This is a genomic window from Streptomyces sp. SD15, from assembly GCF_054462255.1.
On record NZ_JBTLMO010000005.1, the window covers coordinates 117,353 to 133,455 of the forward strand.

Annotated in this window: 14 protein-coding genes; 5 read left to right on the forward strand and 9 right to left on the reverse strand. The window is 71.9% G+C overall.

Features of this window, described 5'->3' with window-relative positions; genetic code table 11:
- Positions 1 to 120 precede the first annotated feature (120 nt).
- Positions 121 to 798: a uracil-DNA glycosylase gene (locus ACX28W_RS07035; RefSeq protein WP_458997873.1), complete on the reverse strand. Its 678-nt coding sequence runs from the start codon at positions 796 to 798 to the stop codon at positions 121 to 123.
- A 435-nt stretch (positions 799 to 1,233) separates the two neighbouring features.
- Between ACX28W_RS07035 and ACX28W_RS07040 the strand changes: the two genes are divergently transcribed.
- A complete protein-coding gene (locus ACX28W_RS07040; protein WP_458998006.1) occupies positions 1,234 to 2,265 on the forward strand; it encodes an N-acetylglucosamine kinase in 1,032 nt (343 codons plus the stop codon).
- 105 nt (positions 2,266 to 2,370) lie between these two features.
- Positions 2,371 to 3,294, forward strand: coding sequence for a sirohydrochlorin chelatase (locus ACX28W_RS07045; RefSeq protein WP_362071939.1), 924 nt, complete (start codon positions 2,371 to 2,373; stop codon positions 3,292 to 3,294).
- 243 nt (positions 3,295 to 3,537) lie between these two features.
- Here ACX28W_RS07045 and ACX28W_RS07050 read toward each other — a convergent pair whose 3' ends face one another.
- A complete protein-coding gene (locus tag ACX28W_RS07050; RefSeq protein WP_458997874.1) occupies positions 3,538 to 4,584 on the reverse strand; it encodes a lactonase family protein in 1,047 nt (348 codons plus the stop codon).
- Positions 4,585 to 4,822: 238 nt separating this feature from the next.
- The gene (locus tag ACX28W_RS07055) at positions 4,823 to 6,331 is read right to left on the reverse strand and encodes an FUSC family protein (protein ID WP_458997875.1); all 1,509 of its coding nucleotides are present in this window, start codon (positions 6,329 to 6,331) and stop codon (positions 4,823 to 4,825) included.
- Between the two features lie 366 nt (positions 6,332 to 6,697).
- Here ACX28W_RS07055 and ACX28W_RS07060 point away from each other — a divergent pair, with 366 nt between their 5' ends.
- Entirely contained in the window at positions 6,698 to 7,174 is a 477-nt protein-coding gene (locus ACX28W_RS07060) for an Lrp/AsnC family transcriptional regulator (RefSeq protein WP_458997876.1), read from the forward strand.
- Positions 7,175 to 7,212: 38 nt separating this feature from the next.
- Positions 7,213 to 7,908 carry an HAD family hydrolase gene (locus tag ACX28W_RS07065; protein ID WP_458997877.1) on the forward strand — a complete coding sequence of 232 codons (696 nt, stop codon included), beginning with the start codon at positions 7,213 to 7,215 and terminating at the stop codon, positions 7,906 to 7,908.
- Positions 7,909 to 7,947: 39 nt separating this feature from the next.
- Here ACX28W_RS07065 and ACX28W_RS07070 read toward each other — a convergent pair whose 3' ends face one another.
- Genes ACX28W_RS07070 through ACX28W_RS07085 form a run of 4 tightly spaced genes read right to left on the reverse strand, consistent with a single transcriptional unit; the run spans position 7,948 to position 12,782 of the window.
- Positions 7,948 to 9,105, reverse strand: a complete 1,158-nt coding sequence (locus tag ACX28W_RS07070; RefSeq protein WP_458997878.1) for an XdhC family protein — start codon at positions 9,103 to 9,105, stop codon at positions 7,948 to 7,950.
- Entirely contained in the window at positions 9,098 to 11,239 is a 2,142-nt protein-coding gene (locus tag ACX28W_RS07075) for a xanthine dehydrogenase family protein molybdopterin-binding subunit (protein ID WP_458997879.1), read from the reverse strand. Before ACX28W_RS07075 ends, ACX28W_RS07070 begins: the two co-directional genes overlap by 8 nt.
- Positions 11,236 to 12,228, reverse strand: coding sequence for an FAD binding domain-containing protein (locus ACX28W_RS07080; RefSeq protein WP_458997880.1), 993 nt, complete (start codon positions 12,226 to 12,228; stop codon positions 11,236 to 11,238). Before ACX28W_RS07080 ends, ACX28W_RS07075 begins: the two co-directional genes overlap by 4 nt.
- Positions 12,225 to 12,782 (reverse strand): 2Fe-2S iron-sulfur cluster-binding protein, encoded by a 558-nt coding sequence (locus tag ACX28W_RS07085; RefSeq protein ID WP_458997881.1) that lies wholly within the window; start codon positions 12,780 to 12,782, stop codon positions 12,225 to 12,227. Before ACX28W_RS07085 ends, ACX28W_RS07080 begins: the two co-directional genes overlap by 4 nt.
- A 297-nt stretch (positions 12,783 to 13,079) precedes the next feature.
- On the opposite strand from ACX28W_RS07085, the gene ACX28W_RS07090 reads away from it, so the two are divergent.
- Entirely contained in the window at positions 13,080 to 13,685 is a 606-nt protein-coding gene (locus ACX28W_RS07090; protein ID WP_458997882.1) for a TetR/AcrR family transcriptional regulator, read from the forward strand.
- Between the two features lie 22 nt (positions 13,686 to 13,707).
- Here ACX28W_RS07090 and ACX28W_RS07095 read toward each other — a convergent pair whose 3' ends face one another.
- Entirely contained in the window at positions 13,708 to 14,337 is a 630-nt protein-coding gene (locus ACX28W_RS07095) for a dihydrofolate reductase family protein (protein WP_458997883.1), read from the reverse strand.
- 34 nt (positions 14,338 to 14,371) lie between these two features.
- Positions 14,372 to 16,042, reverse strand: a complete 1,671-nt coding sequence (locus ACX28W_RS07100) for a glycoside hydrolase family 43 protein (RefSeq protein WP_458997884.1) — start codon at positions 16,040 to 16,042, stop codon at positions 14,372 to 14,374.
- Between the last annotated feature and the right edge of the window lie 61 nt (positions 16,043 to 16,103).

Here is a 16,103-nt window from a genome sequence, read left to right on the forward strand (position 1 = left end):
CGCATGCCAGAGACCGCCCCGGCACGAGCAAGGACGGTCCCCGAACGTCATACGACCCGTCTACAACCAAGCCAGGAGGTCAGCTGGGTGAAGACACTCGGCCGCTGCGACGACAGTGCTCTACGGCAGGCGCCAGTCCACCGGCTGCGCGCCCTGCCTCACCAGCAGCTCGTTGGCCCGGCTGAACGGGCGCGAGCCGAAGAATCCACGATCGGCCGACATCGGTGACGGATGGGCCGACTCGATCGCCGGGAGATCTCCGAGCAGCGGCCTCAGGTTGCGGGCATCACGCCCCCACAGGATCGACACCAGCGGCGTGCCGCGCGCGGCCAGCGCCCGGATCGCCTGCTCGGTGACCTCTTCCCAGCCCTTGCCGCGATGCGCCGCCGGGCTGCGTGGAGCCGTCGTCAGCGCCCTGTTGAGCAGCAGCACGCCCTGCTCGGTCCATGGCGTCAGATCGCCGTTGGACGGCCTGGGCAGCCCCAAGTCCGTATGCAGTTCCCGGAAGATGTTCTCCAGACTGCCCGGCAGCGAACGCACCTCGGGCGACACGGCGAAACTCAACCCGATGGCCATCCCCGGTGTGGGATAGGGGTCCTGGCCGACGATCAGCACGCGGATGTCATCGAAGGGCTGCTGGAAGGCCCGCAGCACATTCGCCCCCGCCGGAAGATAGGTCCGGCCGGCAGCTATCTCGGCCCGGAGGAAGTCCCCCATGGCGGCAATGCGTCCGGCGGCAGGTTCGAGAGCCTTCGCCCAGCCTGCTTCGATGAGTTCATGCAAAGGTCGTGGTGCCACGACGCGCCACTCTACTGGCACACATCGGGGCCCTACACACACAGAGACGCCGCCGCACACGCGGCCGCCGCACGGCGCTAGGGCCTGTCCGGCGGATCAGGTCGGAGGGAAGCAGCGGCGCCTTGTCAGCGCGGGTGAGCGGGGTCTGGTGCGCCGAGCTGCAAGGCGGAGGAGGGCGTCGACGCGATGGGGGTCCCCCCTGTTCGAGCGAAGCCGAGAACTTGGGGGAGTCGGCAACCGACGACAACGCCGCAGATCGGCGTGCCAGACCCCGCGTCTCCGGCATGATCCGCCGGACAGGCCCTAGTCTTCCTCCTCGTTCGAGGTCTTCGAGCCGGTCCACCAGATCACCCAGCCGGTCAGCAGGGAGGACGGGAGCCAGTGGCGACCAGTGAACAAGCCACCCCACCGTCGCCATCATGGCGGGCGCCTGTGGTGACGAACTCCGGCGTGCTGGCCGTGGACTCGGGGGGTTCGGGGTTGCGCGTGGTGCTCGTCCTGCGCGGCGGCTCCGGCACCCGCCGCGTGGGTCCGCTCACATCCAAGGAACCGGTACGCACCGGCCCTCGCGGCATCGACGCCGGCCACCTGCTGGAGCAACTGCTCCCGATGGCAGGGCCGTTGATGGCCGAGGCCGGGGTGGATGAGCTCGCAGCCGTCGCCGTCGGCGCGGCCGGCCTGGCCACACTCGGCGACAGGCTGCGCACCGAACTCCCGTCGGCGCTGGGGCGCGAACTGGGCGTGCGGCGGCTCGCGCTGGCCGCCGACGCGGTGACCGCGTACACGGGCGCACTCGGCCGACGGCCGGGCGCGGTGATCGCCGCGGGCACCGGCATGATCGCGGTCGGGACCGACCTGGCGAGCTGGCGCAGAGCGGACGGCTGGGGCCATCTGCTCGGCGACTGCGGCGGCGGGGCGTGGATCGGCCGTGCCGGGCTCGAGGCGGCCGTACGGGCGTTCGACGGGCGCCGTGGCGGATCGGTGGCGCTGCTGGCGCGGGCGCAGGAGAGGTTCGGGCCGGTGCCAGGACTGCCGGGCAAGCTCTATCCACGTCCCGACCGGCCCGCCGTGCTCGCCTCGTTCGCTCCGGAAGTGGCCGCGTGCGCCGCGAGCGACCCGGTGGCGTCGGACATCCTGCGCGCGGCCGCCCGGCACATGGCCGAGTCCGCGGCCGCGGTGTGCCCGGACGTCGGCGAGGCCCAGGTCGCCTTCACCGGCGGCCTTTTCAAGATGGGAGACCCCCTCCTCGTACCGCTGCGCGAGGAACTGGCGGGACGACTGCCGCATGCGCGGCAGGTACCGGCGGCGGGCGACCCCCTGGACGGCACCGTGCGCATCGCCGTCGACCTGGCCGACGACCGACTCACGCTCCCCCGCGACGAGCGGATGCTGTACGTGGCCACCGGGACGTCCGAGAGGACGGCGCAAGGGAACGCCGTACCGGACGGGCAAGTGCCAAGGTACTGATCATTTCTGATCCACACGTAACTCATCAGACAAAAGCGGACGGATACCGCTCACCTGCACCCTCCCCGAACAGGGGAGCCCAAGAAACAAGTAACATGCGGCGCCATGAGCTCCCCCACTGGGCCCGCGTCCGGCCTGCCAGTACGAATGCCGCGACCCCGCCAGCCCGGGCGGCACCGCCGTCCGGAACCCCTGGCGGCTCCCGAGGGCGCGCCCGCGCTCGTCCTCGCGGTGCCGGGCACTTCCAGCGCGGCCACGCGCAGCCTCGCCGAGGAGGTCGTGAGCATCGCACGCTCCGAGCTGCCCGGCCTCGACGCCCGCATCGGGTACCTCGACGGGGACGACGCCGAGTTCCCCACGCTGCAGTCCGTGCTCGCGCGTGCCTCCGAGGAGCGCACCGCCCGCTATGAGCAGGCCCTTGCCGCAGGTGCGGACGTGGCACGGCCCGACGGCCCCGTCGCCGTCGTGGTGCCGCTGCTCGCCGGTCCGGACAACGCGCTGCTGCGCCGGGTCCGCCAGGCCGTCATGGAGAGCCGTGTCGCGGCCGACCTGGCCGATGTGCTCGGCCCCCACCCGCTGCTCGCGGAGGCGCTGCACGTGCGCCTGTCCGAGGCGGGTCTGGCACGCGCCGACCGTGCCCGGCTGTTCACCGTGGCGACGGCCGCGGACGGCATCATCCTCGCCTCCGTGGGCGGCGAGGAGGCCGTGCAGGCGGCCGGGATCACCGGCATGCTGCTCGCCGCGCGGCTCGCCGTGCCGGTGATGGCAGCAGCGCTCGACGAGGAGGGCGCGATCGCGGCCACCGCCGAGCAGCTGCGCAACTCGGGCTCCCAGCAGCTGGCGCTCGCGCCGTACCTGATCGGCCCGGAGATCGACGCCGGTCTGCTCGACGCGGCCGCCAAGGAGGTCGGCTGTGCCGCCGCCGAGGCGCTCGGCCCGTACCCGGCGATCGGCAAGCTCGCGCTGGCCCAGTACACGACGGCGCTGGGCATCGCGCCGCAGCAGCCGCAGGGCGCGCCGGTCCGCTGACCCAGGCGCTCTCCGGTAACGCAGAAGGGCCCGCTCCTCGGGGGAGCGGGCCCTTGCCGCGTATCACGACGTCTCGTATCACCGTCGAGGGGGTGTCGTTCGGATCACCTCGGATCAGGCCGCGGCGCATGGTGCGGTGCATCGCAAGGCGGAGCATGACCCGCGTACTGGGCGTACTCGGGTGATGCGGGGTGCCGTGCCAGGCGTCGCGGACCCGGGGTGATCCGAACGACACCCCCTGGGTCAGCCGAAGACCACGCAGGACGCCGCCGGGACCCTCACCGAGCCGCCCCGCCGCGGCACACCCGTGTCCGGGTCGACCGCGAACCAGGTCACGTCCCCGGAGCGCTCGTTCGCGGCGTACAGGAAGCGTCCCGAGGGGTCGAGGGCCAGCGCGCGTGGCCAGGTGCCCCCGCAGGGCACCGTGGCGACCAGCCGCAGCCCTTCGCCCACCGCGTCGGGCGTGAGCACGGAGACGACGTCCGGGCCGCGCGTGGCGGTCCACACGAAGCGGCCGTCGGGCGACACCACGATGCCCGAGGGGTACGCGTCACCGTCCGGGACACCCGACAGCACCGGCGTCTCACCGACGGGCCGCAGCGAGCCCTCCGCCGCGTTCCAGCGGCAGACCGTGACGGTGGGCGCCAGTTCGTTGAGTACGTACGCGTGTTCGCCGCGCGGATGGAAGGCGAGGTGGCGGGGCCCGGAGCCGGGCCGCAGCGCGATCTCGCGGTGCAGCGTGAGCCTGCCGCCGTCCAGGGCGCAGATCCGCACGGAGTCCGTGCCGAGGTCGACGCTCACCGCCCAGCGCCCGGTGGGGTCCGGCTGTACCTGGTGGACGTGCGGGCTCTGCTGGCGCCGGGTGTGCGGGCCCGAGCCGGTGTGCTGGAGCACGCTGGAAGCGGCGCCGGTGAATGCGCCGTCGCCGCGGACGGGCACGGCGGTGACGCTGCCGGAGCCGTAGTTGGCGGTCAGGACGTGTCCGGCGAAGACGCTGAGGTGCGTGGGGCCGCTGCCGCCGACCGACACCAAGGGCCCCGCCGGCTCGGGCTCGTCGCCGGTCACGCGGTACGCGGCCACCGCGCCATCGGCCGTCTCGCTGACCGCGTAGAGCATGTCCCGCGCGGGCGACAGAGCGAGGTACGAGGGGTCGGGTACGCCGTCCACCGCACTCAGGACGGTCAGCGCGCCGCTGGTGCGGTGCACGGCCGCGGTGAGGACACCCAGGCCTCCCGCCGCCGTGAACGAGCCGATGAACGCCCGCTGTTCCCGCCCGCCGCCGTCTGCCACTGTCGTCCCCTCTCGGTCCTGCGCTGTTCGGCGCCGACGGTAGCAGTGGATGATCTGTGGTCCGGACCAGAAGACCGCGAGCCTCGCCGCGTACCTCGCGGGCGCGGTCGGTCAAGCAGGGCGGGGCCGAGCAGGGCACGGTCGAACAGGGCGGTGCCGCCGTGCGCCGAGCAGCCCGTACAGCAAACCGGCGATCACGGTGACCATGCGCCGGTGTCGATCGCTTCAGCGCCGTACGTCACGCACGGACCAGTCTCGACTCCTGGGAGTGGCGCAGCGGCGCGGCGAGTTCGTCCAGTGCCCGTTCCAACCCGTGAACGTGCGCGAGTGCCGGTTCTTCCGTCGGAAGCGCGGCCGACCGAGCGTTCACCGGGATCACGGCCCACGGACTCGCCGGTGAGGTGAGCGCCTCGACGGCCCTCTCGACTCGCTCGCACGCGGCGGTGAGTCGGGCATCCCAGGAAGCCACGGGATCCGAGGCGATGACGGCCAGTCCACGCACTTCGTGAGCGCAGCTGTCCAGTGCGGCAAGGACTTGACGTGCCCGTCGGCCACGGGCGCGCATCGGGTTGAGCGGGTGGACCAGGGGCACGACGGAGAGCCGGACCTTGCTCAGCAGTAGCTCCAGTTCCGCGACGCGTGCGGCCGGGTCGGCGGTGGTGGAGCCCTGCAGGCGGGTCGCCGCCTCGGCCGTGCAGGCATGGACACAGCGGAGGGCCCGCGCTATCCAGGCGTCCGTGGTGGCATGGGTGGTGATGGGCAGCACGAACAGGACGGCCAGCGCGGCACCGATGGCGCCGACTCCGGTCTCCGCCAGACGCAGTGCGACCAGCTGCGGATCCAGTACGCCGAGGAGCCCGTACAGCAGTTCGGCCATCACCGTCACCGCGAGCATCATCCACGTGTACGAGACCGCGGCGGTGTAGAAGATGCCGAACACGCACACGGCGACAAGGGCGGCGGTGGGGAGGGGCGCACCCTGCAGCGGAATGACGACCGCCACCCCGAGGCCGATGCCGAGCACCGTGCCCAGAACCCGACGGAAACCTCGGATCAGGGTCTCTCCTCGTGACGTGGTGTTCACGAAGATCCACCATGTGGCGCCGACGGCCCAGTACCAGCGCTCCTGGGACAGCAACTGGCCCGCCGGCAGGGCGAAGGCGGCAGCGGCGGTTGCCTGGACCGCCTGGCGGCTGGTCGGCCGAGCCAGGCCCCTGCCGGACGGCGGGGCGGGTGTCGCGGCGGGCGGCAGCCGACGTTCGTAGCACCAGAGGCCGAACCGGACCGTCGAGGAAGCGGCCAGGGACAGCAGTACGGCGGTGTACAGCTCCGGCAGCTGCCCAGGCACCGCGTGGAGGAACTGCGTCACGAAGAAGGCCATGAACGCGAACACGCCGAGTGAGTGACCGCGCGGCCCCCAGCGTCGGGCGTACACCCCCACGCCCACCACGGCGAGGCAGAAAAGGCCCCTCGCCACCGGATGGTCGTGCAGGCCGGCCGCGAGGGTCAGCACCGGGAGGCCCACGACGGGCAGCAGCGCGGTCGTGGCCATCTGTCCGCGCACGGTCGCGTCGGTGACCGTGAAGAGGGCGAGCAGTGCCGCGAGGCCGCCGGTGACAGCCCCCACCAGCGAGATACCGGCGAGGCCGCACAGGGCCACCGCCAGACCGATGCCGAGGACGGCCCGGGTCGCACCGCGCAGGCGCAGCCGTCCCGGATCCGGAGCCACGAACATCTTCTTCAGCACTGTTTCCCGCCCCTTTTGCCTCGGTATGCTCCGGCGCACGAGTTCCGGCATGCAAAAGGCGCCGCGGGGACCCGCAGCGCCATCGACATGCACATCACAGCACCCTCGGACCCACTGGCTCAAGTGGCACTGGATTTGCTGGACCATTGGCTCAATCGGTCGACGGAGTGATCGCCAGGACGGAGCCAATGGACCACTGGAGTCACGTCGACGCCCCGAAATGCCGACCCAGCAGCTGACCCTGACCGCCACGGGCCCGACCTCCCGCGCCCAGACCGCGTGAACCGGCTCAGCGGTCTCGAGCCGGACTGAGCCATTGGTACAGTCGCTGAAGATCACCTCAGGCGGCAGGGAGACCGACGAACCGTGGCCGTGGACGAGCTCGACACCCGCATCCTGCGGCTGCTCCTGGAGCAGCCCCGCACCAGCGTGCGCGAGTACGCCCGTACGCTCGGCGTCGCCCGTGGCACCCTGCAGGCCCGGCTCGACCGGCTGGAGCGGGACGGCGTGATCACCGGTACCGGCCCTTCACTGTCCCCCGCGGCGCTCGGCCACCCCGTCCTCGCCTTTGTGCACATCGAGGTCACGCAGGGCCATCTCGACGAGGTGGGCGCCGCGCTCGCCGCCGTGCCGGAGATCATCGAGGCGTTCTCGATCACGGGCGGCGGCGATCTGCTCACGCGGGTCGTGGCGCGCGACAACGCACACCTGGAGGATGTGATCCAGGCGCTCATCAGCATGCCCGGCGTCGTACGCACCCGCACCGAGGTGGCGCTGCGCGAGCGCGTCCCGCATCGGGTGTTGCCGCTGGTGGAGTCGATCGGCCGGGCTTCGAAAGGGTGATCGACTGCGACCGGTAGCGCCTTGGCATCCTGGACCCCATGAGCGCTCTCGGAAGTACCTCGGTCATCTTCGATCTCGACGGAACACTCGTGGACAGCGAGCCGAACTACTTCGAGGCCGGGCGTCTGACGCTCGCCGCGCAGGGCATCACGGACTTCACCTGGGACGACCACGAGCAGTACGTCGGCATCAGCACCCGGGAGACGCTCGCGCTCTTGAAGGATCGTTACGGCTTGCGAGCCCCCCTCGACACCCTGCTGGCCGACAAGAACCGCCGCTATCTGGAACTGGCCCGCGCCTCCACGCGCGTGTACCCGCAGATGCGCAAGTTCGTGGAACTGCTGGCCGGTGCGGGCGTCCCGATGGCCGTGGCCTCGGGCTCCTCGCCCGCCGCCATCGAAGCGATCCTGACGGGCACGGGCCTGGCCGCCCACCTGCCGACCGTCGTCTCGGCGGACGAGGTCGCGCACGGAAAGCCGGCCCCCGACGTCTTCCTGGAGGCGGCCCGCCGACTGGGCGCCGCCCCGGCGGACTGCGTGGTCCTCGAGGACGCCGCGCCGGGCGCCGCCGCCGCGCACGCGGCCGGGATGCGCTGCATCGCGATCCCGTACGTCGCCGCGCAGGCCGATGACCCGGCGTTCGCCGACGCCGGGCTGCTGTTGCGTGGCGGCCAGGCCGAGTTCACGGCGCGGGCCGCGTACGACTGGCTCGCGAGCTCGGCCTCGGGGTCCTGAACTTCCCGGAATGACCGTTCGGGATCCGTCGCGCAGGAGTCAGGCGGCCTCCCGCGTCCCGGCTCCTTCGGTCCCCCGGTCACCCTTGCCACGGTGAATGGGTGTCCGGGAGCCGGTCAGCGGCGCACCCGTTCCCCCCTCTCGCGTCGCGACGATCTCCGCGGCGATGGACAGGGCGGTCTCCTCGGGCGTACGGGCGCCGAGGTCGAGCCCGATCGGGGATCTGAGGCGGGCCAACTCCCGTTCGGTGAGGCCCACTTCGCGCAGTCGGCGGTCACGGTCCCGGTGAGTGCGGTACGAGCCCATGGCGCCGACGAACGCCACCGGCATCCGCAGAGCCACCTCCAGCAGCGGTACGTCGAACTTGGCGTCGTGGGTGAGCACGCACAGGACCGTGCGGTCGTCGGTCCCGGTGCGCCGGAGGTAGCGGTGCGGCCAGTCGACCACGATCTCGTCGGCCTCGGGGAAGCGGGCCCGGGTGGCGAAGACGGGGCGGGCGTCGCACACGGTCACCTGGTAGCCGAGGAACTTGCCCACGCGTACCAGCGCCGTGGCGAAGTCGACGGCCCCGAAGACGATCATGCGGGGCGGCGGCACGCTCGACTCGACGAACAGTGTCAGGCCCCCCGGGCAGCGCGCACCGTCCTCCGAGATGTCCACGGTGCCGGTGCGGCCCATGACGAGCAGAGCGCGGGCCTCGTCCACCGCCGCTCGGTCCAGGTCCGGGTGGCCGCCCAGGCCTCCTTCGTACGACCCGTCGGGGTGGACGAGCAGCGCCGTGCCGAGCAGTTCCACCGGGCCTCGGGCCACCCGGGCGACGGCCGCCGCCGCTCCCCGGGTCGCGGCCGACAGCGCCGCCGCGAACGGCGTCCGGCCCGGCGCGTTCGCGCCCACCGGCGTGACCAGGACCTCGATGTCCCCACCGCAGGTCAACCCCACCGCGAAGGCGTCCTCGTCGCTGTAGCCGAATCGTTCGAGCACCGTCCGGCCGTCCTCGAGTGCCTGGACGCAACTGTCGTACACAGCGCCTTCCACGCAACCGCCGGAGACCGAGCCGATGGCCGTGCCTCGGCTGTCGACCGCCAGGGCGGCGCCGGGACCGCGCGGTGCGCTGCCGCCGACGCTCACAACGGTGGCGACGGCGAAGTCCCGGCCCTCCTCGACCCACCGGTGCAGCTCATCGGCGATGTCAAGCATCCCGGTCTCCGTCCACGCCCGCGAGGTCCGTACCCGCGAGCAGCACGCGGTCGGGGCGGATCGGCAGGTTCCGGTGGCGTACGCCGGTGGCGTGCCAGACCGCGTTGGCGACCGCCGCCGCGGCTCCGACGACCCCGATCTCGCCGATGCCCTTGATGCCGACCGGGTCGTCCGGGTCCGGGTCGTCCACCCAGTCCGCCTCGATGTGCGGTACGTCGGCATGGGCGGCGAAGTGGTAACCCGCCAGGTCGGCGCCGACATGGCCGCCCGTGGCCCGGTCCCTGACCGCCTCCTCGTGCAGCGCCATCGACAGGCCCCAGACCATCCCGCCGATGAACTGCCCGCGTGCGGTCAGTGGGTTGACGATCCGGCCCGCGGCGAAGATGCCGAGCATCCGCCGCACCCGCACCTCCCCGCTGGTGACATCCACGGCGACCTCGGCGAACTGCGCCCCGAAGGCGTGCCGTTCCTTCTGCGTCAGCGCGCCGACGGCCTGGGAGGTGTCCGACCGTGTGGTGATCCCCTCCGGCGGAATCGCGCCGCCCAGGGCGAGCCGCTCTCGCAGTTCACCTGCCGCGACCCTGATCGCCCAGCCCCAGGAACGGGTGCCCATCGAGCCGCCGGCGAGCATCGCGAAGCCGAAGTCGCTGTCCGCGATCCGCATCCGGATCCGCTCCGGCTCGACCTCCAGCGCGTCCGCGGCGATCACGGTCAGCGCGGTCCGCGCCCCGGTCCCGATGTCCGCCGCGGTGATCCGTACGGTGAAGGTGCCGTCCGCCTCGGCCGTCACGGCCGCCGTGGACGGGGCGGACAGGGTCGGGAAGGTGGACGCGGCCGTACCGGTCCCCAGCAGCCAGCGCCCTTCGCGGCGGATGCCGGGGCGCGGGTCGCGGCCCGTCCAGCCGAACCTGTCGGCCCCCTCCTGGAAGCACGCGAGCAGCTTGCGACTGCTGAACGGCAGCCCGGAGACGGGCCCGACGTCCGGTTCGTTGCGGGCGCGCAGCGCGATCGGGTCGATGCCGCACTTCTCGGCGAGTTCGTCGAGGGCGGACTCCAGCGCGAAGGAACCCGGTGCCTCGCCCGGGGCGCGCATCCAGCTCGGGGTCGGCACATCGAGCCGTACGACGCGGCTGACCGTGTGGTGTGCGTCGGCGGCGTACATCGCCCGCCCGTACTCGGCGCTCCGCTCGACGAATTCATGGACCGTCGAGGTGAGGCAGTCCGCCTGGTGGTCGAACGCGCGCAGTCGGCCGTCGGCGTCGGCACCGAGCCTGACCCGCTGGGCGGTGGGGCTTCGGTAGCCGACGAGCGAGAACATCTGACGGCGGGTCAGCACGACGCGTACGGGGCGTTGGAGGACCGTGGCCGCCATGGCGGCGAGGACCGAGTGCGGGCGGGTGGCTTTCGATCCGAAGCCGCCACCGACGTGCTCGGAGCGCACCCGTACCGACTGCGGGTCGAGGGAGAAGAGGTTCGCGAGCTCGTCCGCCACGAACCGGCTGCCCTGGTTGGAGTCGACGACCTCCAGGCGGCCACCGTCCCAGCGCGCCATCGCGGCATGCGGCTCCATCGGACTGTGGTGCTCCTCCGGAGTGCTGTACCGCGCGTCCACGACGACGGCGGAGGCGGCGAGTTCGGCCTCCAGATCCCCCTTCTGGACGGCGGGGGCGCTCTCCGTCGTGTAACTCTCGGGGCGCCCGTCGTGGAACGCGACGTCGTGCGGCTCCGCGTCGTACTGGACGACGAGCGTCTCGGCGGCCTCCCGCGCCTGCTCGGGTGTTTCGGCCACGACCAGCGCCACCGGCCAGCCGACGTACGGCACCCGGTCGTGCTGGAAGACCTGGGCGATCGGGTCGGGCGGCCCGAAGGGACCCATGTAGTTCCCGTTCAGGCGCGGGGCGTTCTCGTGGTGCAGGACGGCGAGGACTCCGGGCATCGCGAGGACCGGGGCGGACTCGACCGCGCGGATGCGGCCGCGGGCCACGGTGGACAACACCAGCCAGCCGTGGGCGAGTTCGGCGTAGGGGACCTCGCCCGCATAACGGGCCGCGCCGGTGACCTTGTCGCGGCCCTCCACCCGGGTGCGCGCCGTGCCGAGGGCTTTCGTCACCGTGGTCGTTGTCGTGGAGGTCATCGGGCGGCCTCCGCTGCGAGTTCGGTCAGCGTCGCCACGACGAGATTGCGCATGAGGGGCACCTTGTATCCGTTGTGGGGCAGCGTCTTCGCGGCCGCCAGTTCGGCGTCCGCGGCGGCGGCGAAGGCCTCGGCGCTCGCCGGTCCCCCGGTCAGCTCCCGCTCGGCCGCCCGGGCCCGCCACGGCCGGGACGCCACCGCCCCGAAGGCGAGGCGCACTTCGCGTACGACACCGTCCTGGACGTCGAGCGCGGCGGCGATCGAGCCGATCGCGAACGCGTACGAGGCGCGCTCGCGCACCTTGCGGTAGCGGGAGTGGGCGGCGACCGGGGCGGCCGGCAGGGTGACGCCGGTGATCAGCGCGCCCGGCGGCAGGGCGGTCTCCACATGGGGAGTGTCGCCCACCGGCAGATAGAACTCCGCGAGCGGCAACTCGCCCGGCCCGTCCACCGTTTCGTACCGCACCACGGCGTCGAAGACGGTGAGTGCCACGGCCATGTCCGAGGGGTGCGTGGCCACGCAGTGCGCGGAGGCCCCGAGGACGGCGTGGTTGTGGTGCTCGCCGTCGACAGCGGGGCAACCGCTGCCGGGGACACGCTTGTTGCAGGGCTTCGCCAGGTCGGTGAAGTAGCCGCAGCGGGTGCGCTGGAGCAGGTTCCCGCCGACCGTGGCCATGTTGCGCAGCTGCCCGGAGGCGCCGGCCAGGACGGCCTGCGTCAACGCCGGGTAGTGACGCCGGACTTCGGGATGGGCGGCGAGGTCGCTGTTGGTGACGGTCGCGCCGATCCGCAGCCCGCCGCCCTTCACGGACTCGACCCGGTCGAGGGGAAGTTCGCGTACGTCGACGAGGAGCGCGGGCCGCTCCACCCCGCTCTTCATCAGGTCGACGAGATTGGTACCGCCACCGAGACAGCGCGCGTCGGGGTCGGCGCCCAGCAGGGCGACCGCGCCGGACACGTCGAAGGCGCGCTCGTAGCCGAACTCCCTCATGCCGCCACCTCCTCGGCATCGGCCCTCTGTGTCTGCGCCGCTTGCGCCACGGCCTGGACGATCGACACATACGCGCCGCAGCGGCACAGGTTGCCGCTCATCCGCTCACGGATCTCCTCGGCGGTGAGCGGTGGCGGTCCCGCTTCGGGCCGGACATCGTCGGTGACGGCGCTCGGCCAGCCCGCCGCGTGCTCCTCGATCACCCCGAGGGCCGAACAGATCTGCCCCGGTGTGCAGTAGCCGCACTGGTAGCCGTCGAGATCGAGGAAGGCCTGCTGCACGGGATGCAGCCGCTCACCGTCCGCCACGCCTTCGATGGTGGTGATCGCGCGGCCCTCGGCGGCGACCGCGAGTTGCAGACAGGAGACGGCCCGGCGCCCGTCGAGCAGCACCGTGCAGGCACCGCACTGGCCCTGATCACAGCCCTTTTTGGTACCGGTGAGATCGAGATGCTCGCGCAGCGCGTCGAGCAGGGTGGTGCGATGGTCGACGGGCAGCGTGTGCTTCTCGCCATTGATGTTCAGGGTGATGGCGCTGGACGTCGATGGGGCCATGGTCAGCCTTCTTTCGCGTTTGCGGTGCGCGTCGAAGTCGAACGGGAGATAAGGCCTAAAAATCTGCACGGTGCGGGACAATGCGGTCGGCGATCAGTTCCGGCCATCCACATGGAACGCCTCAGCCGCTAGAGTGAGCTCTAAGCGGACAGCTGTCCGCTATCAATGAACCTAACGGACAGCTGTCCGCTTAGCAAGGGCGGCCCCGCCATGATTCCGACAGGAGCCCCGCAGGATTCCGGCAGGAGCCCGCAGGATTCCGGCAGGATTCCGGCCGTCGATCCGGATGGAGGACGAGTGCGGCAGAAGAAGGAAGCCCCCCTGCGCTCGGACGCACAACGCAATCGTGAGCGCATCCTCGAAGTGGCCCTGGTGGAACTGACCCAGACGGCGGACATCCCGCTCAGCGTCATCGCGAAGAAGGCGGGCGTCGGACAGGGCACGTTCTACCGCAACTTCCCCCACCGCGAGGCACTCGTCCTGGAGGTCTACCGCTACGAGATGCAGCAGGTCGCCGACACCGCGGCCCAACTGTTGGAGACCCGCGCGCCGGACCAGGCCCTGCGGGAGTGGATGGCCCGCCTCGCCCAGTACGCCATGGCCAAGGCGGGCCTGGCCGACGCGTTGCGCACGTCCACCACCGCCACCGCCGCGCGCGGCACCCTGGCCAAACTGGGACACGGTCCGATCCAGTCGGCCGTCACGCTCCTGCTGAAGGCGAACGAGGAGGCGGGCACCATCCGCCCGGGATACACCTCCGACGACTTCGTCCTCGCCATCGCCGGTCTCTGGCAGCTCGACCCGCACGGCGACTGGCAGACCCGCGCCGCCCGACTCCTGGACCTCGTCATGGACGGGCTGCGCGCGGGCGCCCCGGGACCCGGTCCCGCCGGAGCGCGTTGAACCGCACTCCGGCGGGGAGGCATCAGCGCCGCACCAGCAGGGCGTGCGCGGCGGCCGGCGAGGCGACCAGCTCGGCGACCCGATAGCCGTCGATCCCGTCCCCCAGGTTCTCGAACAGACGCTCGCCCCTGCCGAGGAGCCTCGGGACGACGGCCAGGTGCAGTTCGTCGACCAGCCCGGCCCGCAGATACCGCTGGACGGTGGCCGGGCCGCCGCCGAGGCGCACGTCCCGGCCCGCCGCCGCCTCGTACGCCCGCTCCAGCACCGTCTCGATGGGCTCGTCGGTGAAGTGGAACGCGGTCCCACCCTCCATCGTCAGCGACGGTCGCAGGTGGTGCGTGTGCACGAACACGTCGTTGTGGTACGGCGGGTTGTCGCCCCACCAGCCCTTCCACGACTCGTCCTGCCAGGGTCCGCGCTGGGGGCCGAACATGTTGCGCCCCATGATGGTGGCGCCGATGTTCTCCTCACTGCGCTCGACATACTCGACATCGATCCCGGTCTTTCCGTCCACGCGGTCCCGCATCGCGGCGAACATCCACTCGTGCATGCCCTCGAAGCCCTCGCCGAGCGGGTGCTCCAGGCGCTGATTCGGGCCGGCGGCGAAGCCGTCCAGCGAGACGGTGAGGTTGTGTACGCGCAGCTTGGGCATGGCCGTACTCCTTGGGTTTTCGTTGACCCTGCTCTCACCCCTGCGTCGAACTGTGGACGGCCGAATCGACACTCTCCCGCGAGACGTAGGTGGCCCGGTCGAAGTCCGCGTGGTGGCCCTGACCGTTGAGATCCCACACCCACATGCCGACGAACGCGCCGGTGAAGCCGAGGGAGCGGATCTCGTCGCCGTCGAACTCCTCGGCGTGCTCGTCGGACAGCACGGTCGCGTCGAGCGGGGGGCCGAAGGGCTGCCAGCCTGTGTCTGTGTGAAGGCGGAAACTCAGGACCGGTCCCTCGAAGTCCAGCCCGAGGCGCACGCGTGCGGCGTCCACTGCCTGGTGTGCGGCGTCGACCGTGGTGCGGCCCCGGTCGCAGGCGGCCAGGCGGACCACGGCACTGCCGTCGTCGTCCGCGGTGACGTACAGGAAGTACCAGTTCCGGGTGTTGTAGTACGCCGTGATCCCGGCCAGGTGCTGAAATCCCCGCGGCTGGTACTCCATCACGGCCTCGAAGGAGCAGCGCGCGGCGGTCACTCTGCGGGCCACCAGGCTCGGGCCGACCAGACTCCGCGGCGAACGGCCCCCACGCACCCGGAGATGCGAAGGACGCTCTGTCAGCGAGAGCCAGTCGGGCGACGCGGGGCGACGCAGGGTCGACCAGTGCGGGCCGAGCTCGGAGAGCTCGAAGCCGTCCTCGGCTCCTTCGTGCTCGCGAGCGTCCCGTCCCGTCTCCTCCGGCCACTGCCCGTCCTCTGCCGCGGGGGCCACGTCGGGGCCGGGTACGTGCAGTTGGGGCAGGCCGGTCTCGATGCGCGGCCAGCCGTCGCGCGTCCAGATCACGGGAGCCAGCGCGGTCTCCCGGCCCAGCACGCAGGGACCGTGGGTGCCGATGGGTCGGGCGGCGAGGTAGGCGAGGTACCACTGGCCGGATGCCGTCCGTACGAGACTGCCGTGTCCGGCCTTCTGCAGGGGCAGTTCGGGGTGGTCGCGTGCGGTGAGCAGCGGACCGTGCGGGTCGCGCTCGTAGGGCCCGGCCAGTGAACGGGAGCGGGCCACCGTGACCTGGTGCTGGTAGCCCGTGCCGCCGTCCGCGGTGATCAGGTAGTACCACGATCCACGGCGGTAGAGGTTGGGGCCCTCGATCCAGCCGGCCCCGGGCGCCAGCGCGATGGTGACGGGCTCACCGACCAGGCGGCGGGCGGTGCGGTCGTAACGGGTGGCCTCCAGCCCGGCCGAGCCTCCGTGTCCGGGGCGCCAGTCGTGGACCAGGTTCAGCAGCCAGCTGTCTGGGCCGTCGTGGAAGAGGGAGGCGTCGAACCCGCGTGAGTGCAGCACGACCGGTTCGGACCACGGCCCGTCGATCGAGGGCGCGGTCACCAGGTGGTTGGGGCAGTCGGTGAAGCCGCCGGCGTACGTCGACACGTTCGCGTAGACGAGGTGGAACAGGCCGTCGGCATGGCTCAGGTTCGGGGCCCAGACACCGCCCGAGTCCGGACAGCCCGTCAGGTCCAGCAGTGCGCCGCTGTCGAGCGCGCCGCCCAACGGCCGCCAGTTCACCAGGTCCCGGGAGGTGTGCAGCCGGACGCCCGGATACCACTCGAACGTCGAGGTGGCGAGATAGAAGTCATGGTCGACGCGCAGCACTGACGGATCCGGATGTGATCCCGGCAGGACCGGGTTGCGGATGACAGGGGTGTGGTTCACCTGCGTACGTCATCTCCCTCGTGAGCGATCCGCCCGGCGCCCGGTTGTGGGCGGCGGGTGC